The organism is Microbacterium sp. Bi128 (assembly GCF_918698205.1).
Genome location: NZ_CAKKMM010000052.1, coordinates 1 through 17,152 on the forward strand (window position 1 = coordinate 1; position 17,152 = coordinate 17,152).

General features: G+C 71.3%; 12 protein-coding genes. 3 read left to right on the plus strand and 9 right to left on the minus strand.

Features of this window, described 5'->3' with window-relative positions:
• The 4 genes from LQV45_RS06570 to LQV45_RS06585 form a co-directional block, all read right to left on the minus strand.
• The coding region (locus LQV45_RS06570) for an MFS transporter (RefSeq protein ID WP_230006313.1) at positions 1–612 on the minus strand (612 nt) is incomplete at its 3' end.
• A 109-nt stretch (positions 613–721) separates the two neighbouring features.
• The gene (locus tag LQV45_RS06575; RefSeq protein WP_230006305.1) at positions 722–1,045 is read right to left on the minus strand and encodes a thiamine-binding protein; all 324 of its coding nucleotides are present in this window, start codon (positions 1,043–1,045) and stop codon (positions 722–724) included.
• Between the two features lie 9 nt (positions 1,046–1,054).
• Positions 1,055–2,359: a glycosyltransferase family 87 protein gene (locus tag LQV45_RS06580; protein ID WP_230006306.1), complete on the minus strand. Its 1,305-nt coding sequence runs from the start codon at positions 2,357–2,359 to the stop codon at positions 1,055–1,057.
• Positions 2,360–2,473: 114 nt separating this feature from the next.
• Positions 2,474–3,325: an ADP/ATP-dependent (S)-NAD(P)H-hydrate dehydratase gene (locus LQV45_RS06585; RefSeq protein WP_230006307.1), complete on the minus strand. Its 852-nt coding sequence runs from the start codon at positions 3,323–3,325 to the stop codon at positions 2,474–2,476.
• A gap of 29 nt (positions 3,326–3,354) precedes the next feature.
• On the opposite strand from LQV45_RS06585, the gene LQV45_RS06590 reads away from it, so the two are divergent.
• Positions 3,355–4,413 carry an NADH:flavin oxidoreductase/NADH oxidase gene (locus LQV45_RS06590; RefSeq protein WP_230006308.1) on the plus strand — a complete coding sequence of 353 codons (1,059 nt, stop codon included), beginning with the start codon at positions 3,355–3,357 and terminating at the stop codon, positions 4,411–4,413.
• Between the two features lie 128 nt (positions 4,414–4,541).
• Here the strand turns inward: LQV45_RS06590 and LQV45_RS06595 are convergent, their stop codons facing one another.
• Positions 4,542–5,603: a hemolysin family protein gene (locus LQV45_RS06595; RefSeq protein WP_138173315.1), complete on the minus strand. Its 1,062-nt coding sequence runs from the start codon at positions 5,601–5,603 to the stop codon at positions 4,542–4,544.
• Entirely contained in the window at positions 5,600–6,943 is a 1,344-nt protein-coding gene (locus tag LQV45_RS06600; RefSeq protein WP_230006314.1) for a hemolysin family protein, read from the minus strand. The genes LQV45_RS06595 and LQV45_RS06600 overlap by 4 nt, the downstream gene beginning before the upstream one ends.
• A gap of 149 nt (positions 6,944–7,092) precedes the next feature.
• Here LQV45_RS06600 and LQV45_RS06605 point away from each other — a divergent pair, with 149 nt between their 5' ends.
• Positions 7,093–8,070, plus strand: a complete 978-nt coding sequence (locus LQV45_RS06605; protein WP_230006309.1) for a glycoside hydrolase family 76 protein — start codon at positions 7,093–7,095, stop codon at positions 8,068–8,070.
• Here LQV45_RS06605 and LQV45_RS06610 read toward each other — a convergent pair.
• Positions 8,060–9,514: a GuaB1 family IMP dehydrogenase-related protein gene (locus LQV45_RS06610; protein WP_138173320.1), complete on the minus strand. Its 1,455-nt coding sequence runs from the start codon at positions 9,512–9,514 to the stop codon at positions 8,060–8,062. The two genes, LQV45_RS06605 and LQV45_RS06610, sit on opposite strands and share 11 nt — an antisense overlap.
• 140 nt (positions 9,515–9,654) lie before the next feature.
• Here LQV45_RS06610 and LQV45_RS06615 point away from each other — a divergent pair, with 140 nt between their 5' ends.
• Positions 9,655–13,323, plus strand: a complete 3,669-nt coding sequence (locus LQV45_RS06615) for a multifunctional oxoglutarate decarboxylase/oxoglutarate dehydrogenase thiamine pyrophosphate-binding subunit/dihydrolipoyllysine-residue succinyltransferase subunit (protein ID WP_230006310.1) — start codon at positions 9,655–9,657, stop codon at positions 13,321–13,323.
• A 57-nt stretch (positions 13,324–13,380) separates the two neighbouring features.
• On the opposite strand, the gene LQV45_RS06620 is transcribed toward LQV45_RS06615, so the two are convergent.
• Positions 13,381–14,670: an esterase family protein gene (locus LQV45_RS06620; protein WP_230006311.1), complete on the minus strand. Its 1,290-nt coding sequence runs from the start codon at positions 14,668–14,670 to the stop codon at positions 13,381–13,383.
• An 8-nt stretch (positions 14,671–14,678) separates the two neighbouring features.
• On the minus strand, positions 14,679–17,152 hold a 2,474-nt coding region (locus LQV45_RS06625), incomplete at its 5' end, for a bifunctional lysylphosphatidylglycerol flippase/synthetase MprF (RefSeq protein ID WP_230006312.1).

Below are 17,152 nucleotides of genomic sequence, written 5' to 3' on the forward strand. Positions count from 1 at the left end.
GAACACGCGCAACTCGTCGCGCAATCGGCGCCCCGGCATCCCCGGGTGGGCCGGCACGAAGAACGCGATGCAGATCGTCGCGAGCAGGAAGATCGCCGCGACCACCGCGAACGCCGCACGCCACCCGACCTGCTGTCCGAGGAGGGTCCCCAGGGGCACCCCGACCACGTTCGCGATCGTGAGCCCGGTGAGCACGAAAGCGACGCCCTTCGCGCGATTGCCGGGCCCGAGGGCGTCGGCGGCCACGAGCGCACCGATGCCGAAGTACGCGCCGTGCGGGAGACCGGCGAGGAAGCGGGAGGCCGCGACGAGTTCGAACGTGGGCGCGATGACGGTCAGCACGGTGAAGAACGTCAGCGCCGCGGCGAGCGCGATCATCACGCGATGCCGGGGGAATCGCGCCACCGACCCCGCGATCGTCGGCGCTCCGACGACCACGCCGAGCGCGTACAGCGACACGAGCCAGCCCGCCTGGGCGATCGCGTCGTCGGGCGACGCCGCCCACGCGGAGGGGGCGAGATCGCGTGCGATGTTGGGGAGCAGCCCCATCACCACGAACTCGGTCATGCCGATACCGAAGCTGCCGATGGCGAGGGAGAGGAGCGCCCGCATCGCCGCACCCCTCGAGGTCGTCTGAGAGGTCACTCGCCGATGGTAGTCCGCGGCGGCGGGCGGTGTCGAATCGTTTCGGCGCGGCGCGCGCCCGAGCGGGTCGCCGGGGTCAGGACGCGTCGTCGATCGCGCGCTCGAGCCGCTCGATCTTGCCGTCGATCTCGCCCGTGTGCCCCGGACGGATGTCGGCCTTGAGCACGAGCGAGACGCGCGAACCGTAGGGCATCACGGCATCCGTCGCCCGCTTGACGACGTCGAACACCTCGTCCCACTCGCCCTCGACCTCGGTGAACATCGAGGTCGTCCGGTGGGGCAGGCCCGAGGCGCGGACCACGGCGACCGCGGCGGCCACGGCGTCGTGCACGGACCCGTCGGCATTCTCCGCCGCAGCGGTACCGACACCGGACGGGGCGACCGAGAACGCGATGAGCATGACTCGAGGCTACTTCGCCGCGACGCGGGCGGGAACGGGGCGACGCCCGAGCACCCAGTCGCGCAGGGAGGCCGGGTGCGGGACGCGACCGGTGGCCACCCGCACGACCCGGACGATCGCCCACACCATGAGCACGAGCGCGAGGAGATTGCGCAGCTCCAGCAGGATCACCGGGAACGGCGCCGGGTGCGTGGCCATGAGCCCGTCGTACACGAGCGGGTACACCCACTGCGTGAGACCGCAGATCGCTAGCGTCATCACGGCGAAGCCGTACCACCGGCGACGGTCGAGCATGAGGCCCAGCACGACCGGCGCGAACAGCCAGACGTAGTACTGCGGCGAACCGACCTTGTTCAGGGCGATGAACGCCGTCACCAGCGCGAGCGACAGCGGCGGGAACACGCTGAGGAACGTCGCGCCGCGCCACATCTTCTGCGCCCCGATGACCGCGACAGCGGCCATCACGAGCAGCATGAGGGGGGTCATGACCGCGATCACGATGTCGGAACCCGGGCCCGAAACCTGGAAGGTGAGCACCCCGCCGTCGTAGTAGACCTCGGAGCCGGGGACGTAGAACGACGCCAGGAACATGTACAGCCCGCCGACGGGGGCCTCCATCTGGATGCCGCGGGAGGTCTGATCGCCCACGAACCCGAAGACGTAGGGTGCACCGCCCAGAGCCACGACCGGGATGATCGTCGCCAGCGAGACTGCGACGGCACCCCAGATCAGGGCGAGGCGACGACGCACCGCCACGAAGCCGGCGGCCAGGATCGCCGCGGGCCACACTTTCATCCACACCGCGATCGACAGCAGGACGGAGGCCAGGAACGGCCGCCGGACGAGCCAGATGCTGCCGAGGATCGCAAAGGGGACGGTGATGCCGTCGATCCGGTACAGCCCCACGGGGCCGACCAGCAGGATGGCGGCGAGCCAGAACCAGGCGGCGAGCACCCGACCGCGCGAGCGGCCGCGGCCGACGAGGATCACGAAGGCGACGAAGTTGAACAGCGACACCGTGATCGCCCACGCCGGCGTGTATCCCACGGCCCAGGCGAACAGCCACGCGAACGTCATCGGCAGGAACGCGAGCTGCGGGTAGATCCACTTCTCGGTGATGCCGGGCCATTCCCACATGTCCGAGCGCGTGCAGGAGGTGACGTCGATCCCCCCGAAGAGCGCGCAGCGCGACCACGGTTCGTACACCAGATACACGTCACCCATGGGTTCGTTGGGCTGCTGATAGCCCAGGATCCCCACCGTGACGTGAACGGCGACGAACGCCAGCAACAGAACGACGACACGCCTCACCACCGGATCATCCTAAGCGGGCGGGCTCCGGCGCCCCCGACGGACGGATGCCGCGCACCGCGCGCCGACGCGGCCCGCGGCGTCCTCCGCCGGGCAACCGTTATGCGATCGAGTCCGTCACTCGGTGCCGAGGAGCGCGGCGACGACCGGCGGCAGCGCCTCCGCCACGTCGAACGCGGTGATCGGTCCGCCGCCTCCCCCGTGCCGCGCGGCGGCGGCGGTACCGGCCGTTCCGTGCAGCCACGCCGCCGTCGCCGCACACGCGGCGAGGTCGTCCAGGGCGGTGCGACCGTCCGCGACCGCGGCGGCCACGACGGCGCCGAGCACGCCCGCCAGAACGTCGCCCGTTCCGGCCGTCGCGAGCCAGGGCGTCCCGGTGCGGACACGCTGTACCCACCCGCCGGGGGCCGCGACGACCGTCACCGCGCCCTTGGACAACACGACCCCGCCGAGGCGGTCCGCCGTCTCGCGAGCGAGAGCCTCACGGGCATCGTCGTCCGCCGCCGTTCGGGCCTCGAGCCCGAGGGCCTCCCGCAACCGCGCCAGCTCCCGGGCGTGCGGTGTGACGATCACCGGCGCGGACGCCGACGCCACCAGGTCGAGCGCGCCCGCGTCCGCGACGACGGGTTCCGAGCCCGCGAGGATTCCGCGCAGCGCCGCCGTCTCGGACGCGTCGCGCTCGGCGGCATCCGTTCCCGACCCGATGACCCAGGCCTGCACGCGACCGTCGGCGGTCACGGTCTCGGGGCGTCGCTGCAGCACGAAGTCCTGGGCGCGCGCCGGACCGAGGTACCGCACCATCCCGGTTCCGGTGCGCCACGCGGCCTCGACTCCCAGAACCGCGGCACCGGGATACCGCGCGGATCCCGTCCGCATGCCCACGACCCCGCGGGAATACTTGTCGTCGTCGCCGGTTGGCTTCCGAAGTGTGCGGGCTGCCTCGAGCCCCGTCCAGTCCCTCGCCGTCATGGCGTCACCCTAGAGCCCGAAGGTCCGATGTGAGCACCCTCTTCACTCCCTTGACCGTCCGCGGTATCGAGATGCGCAATCGCCTGTGGGTCTCGCCGATGTGCCAGTACAGCGCCGTCGACGGCATCCCGAACGACTGGCACCACGTGCACCTCGCGCAGTTCGCCGCGGGAGGGGCGGGCCTCGTCATCGCCGAGGCGACCGCCGTGTCGCCGGAGGGCCGCATCTCCCCCGCCGACGTCGGGCTGTGGAACGAGGCGCAGGTCGAAGCGTGGGCCCCGATCGTCGCCGCGATCCGTGCGCGCGGCGCCGTCGCGGGCGTGCAGCTGGGACACGCGGGACGCAAGGCCTCCACCACCCCGCCGTTCGGCGGCGGTCGCGGCTCGGTCGCACCCGAGGACGGCGGCTGGACGACGGTCGCCCCCTCCGCCCTCGCGTACCCCGGCTTCGCCGAGCCGCGCGCGCTCGACCTCGCCGGGATCGACCGGGTCGTGCAGGACTTCGCGGATGCCGCGCGCCGCGCGATCGCGGCCGGATTCGAGGTGGTCGAGATCCACGCGGCCCACGGGTACCTGCTGCACCAGTTCCTCTCGCCGCTGAGCAACCACCGCGACGACGAATACGGCGGCTCGTTCGACGGCCGCGTACGCCTGCTCGAACGTGTCACCACGGCGGTGCGCGAGGCCGCCCCGGCGGCCGCGGTGTTCGTGCGGTTCTCGGGGACGGATGCCGCCGACGGCGGGTGGGACATCGACGACACGGTCCGCGCGGCCGAGCGTGTGGCGTCCCTCGGCGCCGACCTCGTCGACGTCTCCAGCGGCGGGCTCGTGCCGCACCAGCACATCGAGACCGGCCCCGGCTACCAGGTCCCGCTCGCCGAGACCGTCCGGCGCGAGACCGGGCTCCTCGTCGCCGCCGTCGGCATGATCGACGACGCCACGCTCGCCGAGGCCGTCGTCGCCGACGGGCGCGCCGACGCGGTGCTCGCCGCGCGCGAGTGGCTGCGCGACCCGCACTACGCCCTCCGCGCCGCGGCCGAACTCGGCGTCGCCGTGCCCGCCCCGCCCCAGTACCTGCGGGCCTACTGAGGTCGCATCCTCAGCGATGCGCACAACCTCAGCCGCGGCGCCCCGCGATCAACGGAGGTCGTGCGCGTCGCTGAGGTCATGCGCGAGACGGCGCGGACCCGGATGCCACAGCCCGGCCACGGCGCATCTCAGGCGAAGCGGCGGCGGGCCGTGGCATCCTGCACCTCGCCGACCAACTCTTCGATGACGTCCTCGAGGAACAGCACCGCCCGCACGTCGCCGGCGTCGTCGCGCACCTGCGCGAGGTGACGGCCCGATCGCCGCATGAGGGCGAGGGCGTCCTCGAGATCGGTGGACTCGAGCACCGACACCATGTGGTGGATGCGCTTGGCCGGGATGGGCCGCGCCATGTCGGCTTCGTCGTCGGGTCCCTCGGCGACGCGGAGGACGTCCTTGAGGTGGACGTACCCGGTCGGGTGCCCGTGCTCGTCGACGATCACATAGCGGGAGTAACCGTGGCGGGCCACCGCCCGCTCGATCTCGGCGGGAGTCGTGTGCTCGGGCAGCGTCACCAGCTGCGCCATCGGCACCGCGATGTCGGCCGCCTTCTTCTCGGTGAACTCCACCACCGCGGTCACGGTGCCCGCGGCGTCGTCCAACACGCCCTCACGGCGCGACTGGTTCACGATCGTGGCCACCTCGTCGAGCGTGTAGGTCGAGGTCGCTTCGTCCTTGGGTTCGACCCGGAACAGCCGCACCACGTGATTGGCGATCCAGTTCAGCGCGACGATGATCGGGTAGAACGCCTTCGAGACCGCCACCAGCGGCGGCGCGAGCATCAGCACCGCCCGGTCCGGCAGCGAGAACGCGAGGTTCTTCGGCACCATCTCGCCGAAGACGACGTGCAGGTACGACACCAGCAGCAGCGCCACGACGAAACCGGCGATGTCGACGGCGGTCTCGGACAGCCCCGTCAGACCGAGCGGCTCCGCGAGGAGGTGGTGGATCGCCGGCTCCGAGACGTTCAGGATCAGCAGCGAGCAGATCGTGATGCCGAGCTGGCAGGTCGCGAGCATCAGCGTCGCGTGCTCCATGGCGTACAGCGCGGTCTTGGCCGCCCGGGAGCCGCGTTCGGCGAGCGGTTCGACCTGCGAGCGGCGCGCCGAGATGACGGCGAACTCGGATCCGACGAAGAAGGCGTTCGCGATCAGCAGCACCACGAGCCACGCGATTCCGGCCCAGTCGCTCATCGCTGGTCACCTCCTCGAGCCGCACGCACGAGGTCGTCGACTCCTTCTTCGGTGGGGGTCGGGGTGAACTGCACGCGGTCGACGCGTCGACCGTCCATGCGGTGGACGGTCAGGATGCCATCCTCGATGGCGACCGTGTCGCCCACCGCGGGGATGCGCTCGAGCTCGGCCATGAGGAAGCCGCCGACGGTGTCGTAGACCTCTCCCTCGGGCACGCGCACGCCGGCGCGGTCGAGGAGTTCGTCCGGACGCAGGTCGCCGGGGAAGGTGACGGATGCCGCGGAGCGCACGATGCCCGCCCGCGACCGGTCGTGCTCGTCGAGAACCTCGCCGACGATCTCTTCGACGAGGTCCTCCAGGGTCACGACCCCGGCCGTCCCGCCGTACTCGTCCACGACGATCGCCATCTGGTACCCGCGCGAGCGCAGCTCGGCCACGAGGGTATCCAAGTGCACCGTCTCGGGAACGCGCAGCGGCTCGGTCGCGAGGGCCGCGACGGGGACGTCGCCGCGGCGGTCGCGCGGCACGCCCACGGCGGCCTTGAGGTGCACGACGCCGATGATGTCGTCCATCGACTCGTCGTAGACGGGGAAACGGCTGTGGCCCGTGCGCCGGGCGAGCTGGATGACGGCGTCGGTAGGTTCGCCCGCGGCGAGCGCGTGCACGCTCGGCCGCGGGGTCATGACATCGGCGGCGCTCAGCCGTGCGAACGTGAGGCTGCGGTCGAGGAGCGAGGCGGTGTCCTGCTCGAGCATGCCGGCGCTCGCGGACCGCTTCACCAGGCTCGACAGCTCCTCGGCGGTGCGCGCGCCGGAGAGCTCTTCCTTCGGCTCGATGCCCATCGCCCGCAGGACGCCGTTGGCGCTGCCGTTGAGGACGGCGACCGCGGGGCGGAACACCGCGGTGAAGGCGACCTGGAACGGCATGACGAGCTTCGCCGTCTGTCGCGGGATCGCCAGCGCGAAGTTCTTGGGGACGAGCTCGCCGAGGATCATCGACAGCACCGTCGCGAAGCCGACGCCGACCACGGCCGCGAGCGGCACGAGCACAGCTTCCGGCAGCGACCACGCGACGAAGACGGGGCGGAGCAAGTTGGAGATCGCCGGTTCCATCGTGTAACCGGTCAGCAGCGTCGTCAGCGTGATGCCCAGCTGCGCGCTCGACAGATGCGTCGAGGTGATGCGCAGGGCATCGATCGTCAGCGACAGCCGGGATTCGCCCGCGGCGCGCCGCGATTCCAAGTCGGCGCGGTCGAGATTGACCAGGGCGAACTCGCTGGCGACGAAGAGTCCCGTCCCGACCGTGAGAAGCAGCCCCACGCCCAGCATGACGTAGTCCATCACGCGTCACCCCCGCTCACGGCGGGAGAGGGTCGTCGGGGCTCGGGTCTACAACTGGGAGGGTCGTCCATCGTGCCCCGATTCTATGGCCTCGCGGCGTCCGCGGCACCGGGCGGGCGGCATCCCGGTCGGACCCTCAGGATGGGGGGATGGATGCCGCCACCTCCTCCCTCCAGCGGAGAGCCGCCGCCGCGGAAGACGCGGTGCTCGCCGCGTACCTCCGCCGCTACGGCCCGGTCGCGTGGGCGCACGCCTCGACCGGCGGAGACGGCGCGAGGACGTGGCACTACTGGTGGCACGCCCACCTCGTGCACGCGCTGTGCGAGGCCGAGCGCCACCGGCCCGCCGCCGCGCGTCGTCGCCTCATCGGCGACCTGCTGCGCGGGATCACGGTCCGCACCGCGGGCACCTGGATCACTCCCTACTACGACGACATCGCGTGGATGGCGCTCGCCCTGGCCGAGGCGCGCCCGCACGGTCACGCGCGCGCCCGCATCGCACGAGTCCTCGAACGCGCGATCGATCCGGCCGTGGGTGCCCTCCCCTGGCGCACCGGCAGCGTGCTCTACAACGCTCCCGCCAACGGACCGGCGACGATGGTCCTCGCCCCCAGTCGCCACCGTCGGAGCGCGCTGCAGCTGAACGAGTGGATGACCACGACCCTCGACGACCCGGGCACCGGACTGGTGCGGGACGGCATCGAGCACGGCGTGGTGCGGTCCGAGCTGTGGACCTACAACCAGGGCGTGGCGATCGGTGCCGCCGTCGCCCTCGGCGACCGACCGCGGGCCGCCGCTGTGGTGCGGGCCGTCGAGCGCTGGTGCGCCGCGGACGACGGCCTGTTCCCCGCGGCCGGCGGAGGCGACGGAGGGCTGTTCGCCGGCATCCTGGCGCGCTATCTCGCCGTCGCGGCGACACGCCTGGACGAAGAGGATGCCGCCCGCGCGCGGCGACTGGTGAGTCGCAATGCCGAGGGCCTCTGGGAGGGGCGGCGGGGCGGACGTTTCGCGGCCGACCCACGCCGATCGGCGAGAGCCGAGGGCGACGACCTCGACCTGTCGGTCCAGCTCGGCGCGTGGATCACGCTCGAGGCCGACGTGACGGCGGCCGACGCGGTCACCAGCTGACCGGAAGCGCCTTGCCCTCCTCGTAGCCCGCGGCCGACTGCAGCCCGACGCGGGCCCGCTCGTGGAACTGCGGCACCGTGGCGGCTCCGGCGTACGTGAACGAGGACCGCACGCCCGACGTGATCATGTCGAGCAGGTCTTCGACGCCCGGACGCTGGGGGTCGAGGTAGATCCGCGACGACGAGATCCCCTCGGCGAAGAGCTCCTTGCGCGCGCGCTCGAACGCGTCCAGCCCCTGGAATCGCCCCTGCACCGCCTTCGTGGAGGCCATCCCCCACGACTCCTTGTAGATGCGGCCGTCGTCGTCCGTGCGCAGACGCCCGGGCGACTCGATCGTTCCCGCGAACCACGAGCCGATCATGACCGAGGCCGCCCCCGCGGCCAGAGCCAGGGCCACGTCGCGCGGGTAGCGCACGCCGCCGTCGGCCCACACGTGCGCTCCGGCGGCGCGGGCGGCCTCGGCCGTCTCGAGCACCGCCGAGAACTGCGGACGGCCGACCGCGGTCATCATGCGCGTGGTGCACATCGCTCCGGGGCCCACGCCGACCTTGAGGATCGAGGCACCCGCTCGCGTCAGATCGCGCACGCCGTCGGCGGTGACGACGTTGCCCGCCGCGATCGGGATGCCGAGCTCCAGCGCCGCGACCTCGCGGAGCGCGCGCAGCATCTGCTCCTGATGACCGTGGGCGGTGTCGACCACGAGGACGTCGACGCCGGCGGCGGCGAGCGCCCGCGCCTTGCCCGCGACGTCGCCGTTGATCCCGACGGCCGCGGCGACGATCAGGCGACCGTCGGCGTCCACACCGGGGCGGTACACCGAGTCGCGCAGCGCGCTCCGCGCCGACAGCGTCCCGACGATGCGGTCCCCGTCGACGACCGCCACGATGTCCGCCGAGCCGACGAGCTCGAACACCTCGTGCGGATCCCCGATGCGGGAGACCTCCACCAGCGGGGCGTCGGTGCGGGCGATGTCGCCCAGGGTGGCATCCGGGAGCGCGGTCGCCAGGCGCGGGGCGGGCACGATCCCGCGGAAGCCGTCGAGCCCGACGGTGCCGTCCGCGCGCTGCTCGGCGACGACGATCCCCCGCCCGGCCACGGCCGGCAGGACGAGCCGCGCGTCGGCGACGGTCGCGGACGGCGGGAACACCAGAGCCGCGTCCCACGCGGCCGGTTGCGCCTTGACCCACTGCACCGCCTCGACCAACCGCGGCAGCGACATGTCCTGGGGCAGCACGCCGAGTCCGCCGCGCCGGGCGAGCGTCGCCGCGAGCCGCGGGCCGGTGACCGAGTTCATGTTGGCCGAGACGAGCGGAAGCGTCGCACCGCTGCCGTCGCCGGGAGCCAGGTCGACGCCGAGCCGGCTGCCGACGTCGGAATGACGCGGGACGAGGAAGACATCCGAGTAGGTCAGATCGACATCGGGCTGTGCACCGGAGAACTCCATGGCATCCACCTCACCACATCCGAAGTCCCACAAGACCCCGGAGCGCGGCCAGGAACCTCGGCTAGGCTGGAGCGAGTGCGCAACGAGGACGACTGCGTGCATCCACAGGAATCTTCATCGAGGAAAGCAGGCGATCGACTGTGTCGAGCCAGGTGACGGGCGTCGGTACTTCGAGCGAGGGCGAGTTCGGCGCGAACGAGTGGCTCGTAGACGAGCTCTACGAACAGTTCACGGTCGACAAGCACTCCGTAGACAAGGCCTGGTGGCCGATCCTGGAGGCGTACCACCCGGTCGTCGACGGATCCGCCGAGGCCGCAGCCCCGCCGTCCGAGCCGAAGCCGGTGACCGCGCCGATTCCGGTGGTCGGTCAGGCGCCGGTGGCACGCACGACCGCGAAGCCCGCGGCGCCGCAGCCGATCCCGGCGCAGGCCCCCAGCCCGATGCCCTCGGCCGGTTCCGAGAGCACCGAAGAAGACCGCGTCACCGTTCTCAAGGGCATGCCGAAGGCGCTCGCGAGCAACATGGACGACTCGCTCACGGTGCCCACCGCGACGAGCGTGCGGACGATCCCGGCCAAGCTGATGATCGACAACCGCATCGTCATCAACAACCACATGTCGCGCACCCGCGGCGGCAAGGTCAGCTTCACGCACCTCATCGGGTGGGCGCTCATCCAGGCGCTCAAGGAGTTCCCGAGCCAGAACGTCTTCTACGCCGAGATCGACGGCAAGCCGTCGGTCGTCGCCCCCGCGCACGTGAACCTCGGCATCGCGATCGATATGCCCAAGCCCGACGGCACGCGCGCGCTGCTGGTGCCCAGCATCAAGCGCGCCGACACGCTGTCGTTCAGCGAGTTCCTCGCGTCGTACGAAGATCTCGTCCGCCGCGCGCGCTCGAACAAGCTCACGCCCGCCGACTTCCAGGGCACGACGATCTCGCTCACCAACCCCGGCGGCATCGGCACCGTCCACTCGGTCCCCCGCCTCATGCGCGGCCAGGGCGCCATCATCGGCGCCGGTGCGCTGGAGTACCCCGCGGAGTTCCAGGGCGCGAGCGAGAAGACGCTCAACGAACTGGCGATCGGCAAGACGATCACGCTCACCAGCACGTACGACCACCGCGTCATCCAGGGTGCGGGATCGGGCGAGTTCCTCAAGAAGGTGCACGAGCTGCTCATCGGCCAGCGCGGCTTCTACGACGCCATCTTCGCGGCGCTGCGCATCCCGTACGCGCCGATCCACTGGGCGGCCGACATCAGCGTCGACCTGTCCGAGCGCATCGACAAGAGCGCCCGCGTGCAGGAGCTCATCAACTCCTACCGCGTCCGCGGCCACCTCATGGCCGACATCGACCCGCTCGAGTACGTCCAGCGCACGCACCCCGACCTCGAGATCGAGTCGCACGGCCTGACGTTCTGGGACCTCGACCGCGAGTTCGTCACCGGCGGTCTCGGCGCCAAGCGCGTCGCCAAGCTCCGCGACATCCTCGGCGTCCTGCGCGACTCCTACTGCCGCACCATGGGCGTGGAGTACATGCACATCCAGGACCCCGCGCAGCGCCAGTGGTTCCAGAGCAACATCGAGGTCAAGTACACCAAGCCCGGCCACGACGAGCAGCTGCGCATCCTCTCCAAGCTGAACCAGGCCGAGGCTTTCGAGACGTTCCTGCAGACGAAGTACGTCGGCCAGAAGCGCTTCAGCCTCGAGGGCGGCGAGTCGCTGATCCCGCTGCTCGACCAGATCCTGCAGGGCGCCGCCTCCGCGGGTATGGACGGTGCCGCGATCGGGATGGCGCACCGCGGTCGCCTCAACGTGCTGACCAACATCGCCGGAAAGACCTACGGGCAGGTGTTCCGCGAGTTCGAGGGCGCCGTGGCCGTGGGCAGCAAGCGCGGCTCGGGCGACGTGAAGTACCACCTCGGGACCGAAGGCACGTTCGTCGGCGACTCGGGCGATGAGCTGCCGGTCTACCTCGCCGCTAACCCCTCGCACCTCGAGACCGTCGACGGCGTGCTCGAAGGCATCGTGCGCGCCAAGCAGGACCGCAAGCCCATCGGGACGTTCTCGTGGCTGCCGATCCTCGTGCACGGCGACGCGGCCTTCGCCGGCCAGGGCGTCGTCGTCGAGACGCTGCAGATGTCGCAGTTGCGCGGCTACCGCACCGGCGGAACGATCCACGTCGTGGTGAACAACCAGGTCGGCTTCACGACCACGCCCACCGACGCCCGCACCTCGGTGTACGCCACCGACGTCGCCAAGACCATCCAGGCTCCGATCCTGCACGTCAACGGCGACGACCCCGAGGCCGTCGTGCGCGCCGCGGATCTGGCATTCCTCTACCGCGAGGAATTCCACCGCGACATCGTGATCGACCTCGTCTGCTACCGCCGCCGCGGGCACAACGAGGGCGACGACCCCTCGATGACGCAGCCCCTGATGACCAACCTCATCGAGGCCAAGCGCTCCGTGCGCCGCCTCTACACCGAGTCGCTCGTCGGCCGCGGTGACATCACCGAGGACGAGTACGAGCAGGCCAAGCGCGACTTCCAGAGTCGGCTCGAAGTCGCTTTCGCCGACACGCACGCTGCCGAGACCGGGTCCACCCCCGTCGTCCCGACCGACGCGTCCGACGAGATCGTCGTCGGAGCCCCCGAGACCACGGGTGTCTCCCGCGAGGTCGTGAACCACATCGGCGACGCGTTCGTGAACAAGCCCGACGGCTTCACGGTGCACAGCAAGCTGCAGCAGCTGCTCGAGAAGCGCCTGGACATGAGCCGCAACGGCGGGATCGACTGGGCCTTCGGCGAGCTGCTCGCCTTCGGTTCGGTGCTGATGGAGGGCACCCCGGTGCGCCTGGCCGGTCAGGACTCGCGTCGCGGCACGTTCGTGCAGCGTCACGCGGTGCTGCACGACCGTTCCAACGGCCAGGAATGGCTGCCGTTGGCCAACCTCAGCGAGAACCAGGGCCGTTTCTGGGTCTACGACTCGCTGCTGAGCGAATACGCCGCCATGGCGTTCGAGTACGGCTACTCGGTCGAGCGCGCGGACGCCCTCGTGCTCTGGGAGGCGCAGTTCGGCGACTTCGCCAACGGCGCGCAGTCCGTCATCGACGAGTTCATCTCGTCAGCCGACCAGAAGTGGGCGCAGCAGTCGAGCGTCGTCCTGCTGCTCCCCCACGGCTACGAGGGACAGGGCCCCGACCACTCGTCGGCGCGCATCGAGCGCTACCTGCAGATGTGCGCGCAGGACAACATGATCGTGGCGCGCCCCTCGACCCCCGCGTCGTACTTCCACCTGCTGCGCCGCCAGGCCTACCAGCGTCCGCGCCGGCCCCTGGTCGTCTTCACCCCGAAGGCGATGCTGCGGCTGCGCGGTGCGACCAGCCCCGTCGAGGACTTCCTCGAGGGCCGGTTCGAGCCGGTGCTCGACGACGACCGCGGCATCGACCGTGGCGCGGTGACGCGCGTGCTGCTGCACGCCGGCAAGATCCACTGGGATCTGCGCGCCGAGCTCGACAAGAACCCGAACCCCGAGATCGCTCTCGTGCGTCTCGAGCAGTACTACCCGGCTCCGATCGACGACCTGAACACCGTGCTCGCGCAGTACCCGAACGCCGAGCTGGTCTGGGTGCAGGACGAGCCCGAGAACCAGGGCGCGTGGCCGTTCGTCGCTCTCGAGGTCGCCGACCAGCTGCGCGGCCGTGGCATCCGGGTCATCTCCCGCGCCTCGGCGGCATCGACGGCGACGGGTTCGCCGAAGGTGCACGCCAACGAGCACGCCGAGATCATGAAGGCGGCGCTCACGAGCTGAGCGCATCGACGACGAGGAGGCCCGGTCATCGACCGGGCCCCCTCGTCGTTCTCGGGTTCAGGATGCCGGGGCGGCGAGGCCGAGCGTCGGGGCCAGCGCCGGGATCGCGAACGCGAGACTCCCATCGAGCGCCTCGCCGGTGTGTCCCGCTCCCTCGACGATGTGGGTCAGCACGGTGAAACCCGCCGCCTGGGCCACCTGGGAGTTCGCGAGCTGACCGGGACCGTACGTGGTGTCGAGACTGCCCCACGTGAAGATCGCGGTGTGACCGGCGTAGGTGCCCGCCGGTGCGGAACTCATGATCACCGACGGCTTGTTCGCCTGGAACGCGGCGGCGTCGCCGTTGTAGACGTCCGCCACCGTCTGGTCGACGTGCTCGGAACCGGGGAACTCGTTTCCCATGACGTCGAGCATCTGCCCCCAGACATCGGGGTACTTCGCGCCGTACATGACCGCGCAGGAGCCGCCGTTGGAGAAGCCGCCGATCGTCCAGTACCGGTGGTCCTTGACGATGTTGAGGTTCTGTTCGGCCCACTGCGGCACGAGCTGGTTGATGTACGTGGCGACGGCGCCGAACTTCGCGGAATCGACGCAGGCGGGGTCGCGGTCGGGCGCGGTGAGCTGATCCACCACGATCGCGATCGGAGCGAGACCCTTGTTCGTCGATGCGAAGGCGTCGAGGGCCTTGGCCAGCGCGGTGGGGTCCGGCGAGCCGGGCTGTCCCATCATGAACACCAGAAGGGGCAACGCCGGGGGGTTCGCGACCTGAGCGGCAGGGGGAAGATACAGCGACGCGTCGCGTGCGGCGTACTGTCCCGTGGGGATCTTGGTGCTGCCGGTCAGGGCGCTCACCGTTCCCTTCGCGGGCATGCCGGCCGGTGGTTCCCAGGTCTGGTAGAGGGTCGCGGGGTCTCCCGCAGCGGCGTTCTGCTGTGGGAGGGAGGCCGGGTCGAGGGCCTGCACACCGAGGATGGCGGCGAGGTTGTGCGTCACGCCGTAGGAGGCGTTGACCCCCAGCGCCGCGGCCAACAGCGAGGCGAGGACCGTGACGGAACCGACGATCCGCCGTCCCCAGGGTCGGCGGCAGATCCCCACGACGCCCACCGCCGCAGCGGTGACGCCTCCGGCTGCCCAGAGGCCCGCGCCGGACGGCAACGGCCCCTGGAAGACGCCGAAGTGCTCGAGGACCCGAGCCACGACGTACATGACGACTCCGCTCCCGAGGCCGATCACGAGGGTGCGTACGAGACGGCGCGGAGGCCACACGATGACCGCCACCGCACCGAGGGCGGCGATCACGGCGCACACGATGAGCAGCGGCGAATCGATGAGTTCGAATGACAGCACGAATCGGATCACCGTCGGCCTCCCCACGCGGTTCGGGCCAGAGCGACGATCTCACGACGGGACGCATCCGGCAGATAGGCGCGACCGACGGCGGCGCCGATGGCGGGCAAGTGCAGCGGGTCGCGGTACGCCAGCGTGAGCTCGCGGTAGCGCGGGCGGAACTTGCCCTTGAAACGGAACAGCGAAGCGAACCCGTACGCGGGTTCGAGAACCTCGGCCAGCCAGCGCAGCAGTGCGCGCAGCGGCGCGGGGTCGCCGTCCATGGGTGCATCCGGCGCCTCGGCCAGCGGAGCCCCCGACAGACTCAGGACCGCCGCGCCCTCCTCCTGCAGCTGCAGGGCGGCCTTGGCGATGAGGAACTCCATCATCCCGTTGGGGCCGTCGGCGCGTCGGCGCATGAAGTCGAGCGTCCATCCCGTCACCGCGCCGTCGGTCCAGGACGGCATCCAGCTCGTGACGGCCTCGATGCGACCGTCGAGCCCGACCGCCAGGAGCAGCCGCACGTCGCGGTCGCGCAGCTCGTCGAGAGAGCCCAACGTGAAGCCCATCTCGGGGAGCGCCCGATCGGCGACCCATTCCTCGTCGATCGCGATGATCTGGGAGGCCTGCGAGACGGTGAGCTCGTGCCAGCGCGTCCAGACCGCGGTGTAGCCCTCGCGCTCGGCGCGGGTGAGCGGCTGACGTACCTTCTGCCACGCCTTGCCCGCGAACGTCAGACCGGGCAGATCCATGACGGTCTCGACGCCGACCGGCACATGGCGCCAACCGAGGCCCTCGAGGTCGGCGGCGGTGTCCGTGTGGACGCTGTAGAAGGCGGGGATCCACCCGTGCTCGACGCAGAAGTCCGAGAACGTGCGCAGCACTTCGGGCCGGCGAGCCGCCGGCGCGACCGGATCGGCGACGGCGAGGGCGACATCGCCCACGAGGCGATAGGCCACCGCGCACTCGCGGTCCTCGGAGTACCAGTGCCGGTTGCCGGACCAGGTGCCGAGGAAACCCAGGGTGTCGCTCCCCCGCCGCAGCAGTTCGCGGTACCGGAGGGTGTCGCCGGGATCAGGACGCTGCACCCGCCGATAGAGCCAGAGGATCGCGCCGATCGCGATGGCCCAGAACAGCACGCCCACCCACTGGTACGCGAAGAGCGCCGGACCGTGGTGCGGGAACGTGCCGGAGCCCGCCGGGTTCGTGTACGCCGGCGGAAGGAAGCGCCGCAGCGTGAGCAGGACGAGGTCGAGGATCGACGGGTCCCGGTCGAAGGAGCGGCGCCCCAGCGACTCGATGATGAAGAACGCCGTCGCGCAGGCGAGGAACGCGACGCCGATCACCCCGGCGACCGTACGGGCGGCGCGCCGGGTGGCCCGCACCGGGAAGCGTCCGCGGGCGACGAGCAGCACGACGGCGAGTGTCAGCGGGATGGCCACCGTCGCCAGCGCCCACAGGACGTACTCGGCGCCGCTGCCGTCCACCCACGGGTCGATGCGCAAGCGGCCGTCCACGAGCGACACGACGGGGATGACCGCGGATGCCGTGAGCGCGAGCACCGCGAGGACGAGCGCCGCACGCCGGCCGAGCCGCAGCCCCCATGCGGCCACCAGCATCAGGACGAGCGGCGTCACGGCCAACAGGGCAGGGCCGAGCCCGCGCGTCATCAGCAGTGCCAACTGCTCGTCGCACACCGCGGACGAGACCCGGCCGCACCGCGCGAGGAGCTCGTCGTCGTACTGGGTGTAGGCGTCGACCACGAGGGACAGGGGCCCGCGACCGCCGCCGCTCACGAGGGCGACGAGAGGGCCGCTGCCCACGACCGCCACGAGGAGCGCGAGCAGGGTGCGCGTCTCGCGCGTGGAGCTGCGGTGCCACGCGCGCCGCTCCCGCCCACGCGCGAGGATCTCGCCCACACCCAGACCGATCACCGCAGCGGTCACGCGGTACCACGAGTCGGCGTCGCCGGCGTAGAGGGCGAACAGCGCGAGGGTCGCGAACCCCACGAGCCGGAGGCGGCGACGCCACAGCGTGGGCGCGAAGGCGGACGCGGCCATCACCACCCCGGCGATCGGGGTGGTGGGATCGAGGACCGGGACTTCGGCGGCCACCACGGGGCGCAGGTCGGTCACCGCCCACGCGGCGGCGTGGAAGCCGATCCCCGTCAGGAGCCCGCCCACGCCGAGGACCCCGAGGAGCACGGCCGTGCGTCGCGACCCGAGCAGCCGTTCGGCGTACGCGAGCGCCGTCAGGGCGAGCGCCACCGACACGACGGCGTCGATCGGCGAGTCCGGGATCACGAGCGCGGTGATCACCGTCCACCAGCGACCGACGGTGAAGGTCGCGAGGGGCCCCGCCCCCCAGATCGACGCGTCCTGTCCCCAGAGCGTGCCCGTCAGGGCCGCTGCGGACAGCACCACCACGACGAACGCGGACGAGACCGGATGCAGCGCGAGGTACCGTCGGACGGCCCGAACGAACGCGGCCCCGCGTTCGCGGG

Coding starts and splice junctions, on each gene's coding strand:
- LQV45_RS06575 (WP_230006305.1), bottom strand. CDS start 1,045: ATGCTCATCGCGTTCTCGGTCGCCCCGTCCGGTGTCGGTACCGCTGCG.
- LQV45_RS06585 (WP_230006307.1), bottom strand. CDS start 3,325: ATGACGGCGAGGGACTGGACGGGGCTCGAGGCAGCCCGCACACTTCGG.
- LQV45_RS06595 (WP_138173315.1), bottom strand. CDS start 5,603: ATGAGCGACTGGGCCGGAATCGCGTGGCTCGTGGTGCTGCTGATCGCG.
- LQV45_RS06600 (WP_230006314.1), bottom strand. CDS start 6,943: ATGGACTACGTCATGCTGGGCGTGGGGCTGCTTCTCACGGTCGGGACG.
- LQV45_RS06605 (WP_230006309.1), top strand. CDS start 7,093: ATGGATGCCGCCACCTCCTCCCTCCAGCGGAGAGCCGCCGCCGCGGAA.
- LQV45_RS06610 (WP_138173320.1), bottom strand. CDS start 9,514: ATGGAGTTCTCCGGTGCACAGCCCGATGTCGATCTGACCTACTCGGAT.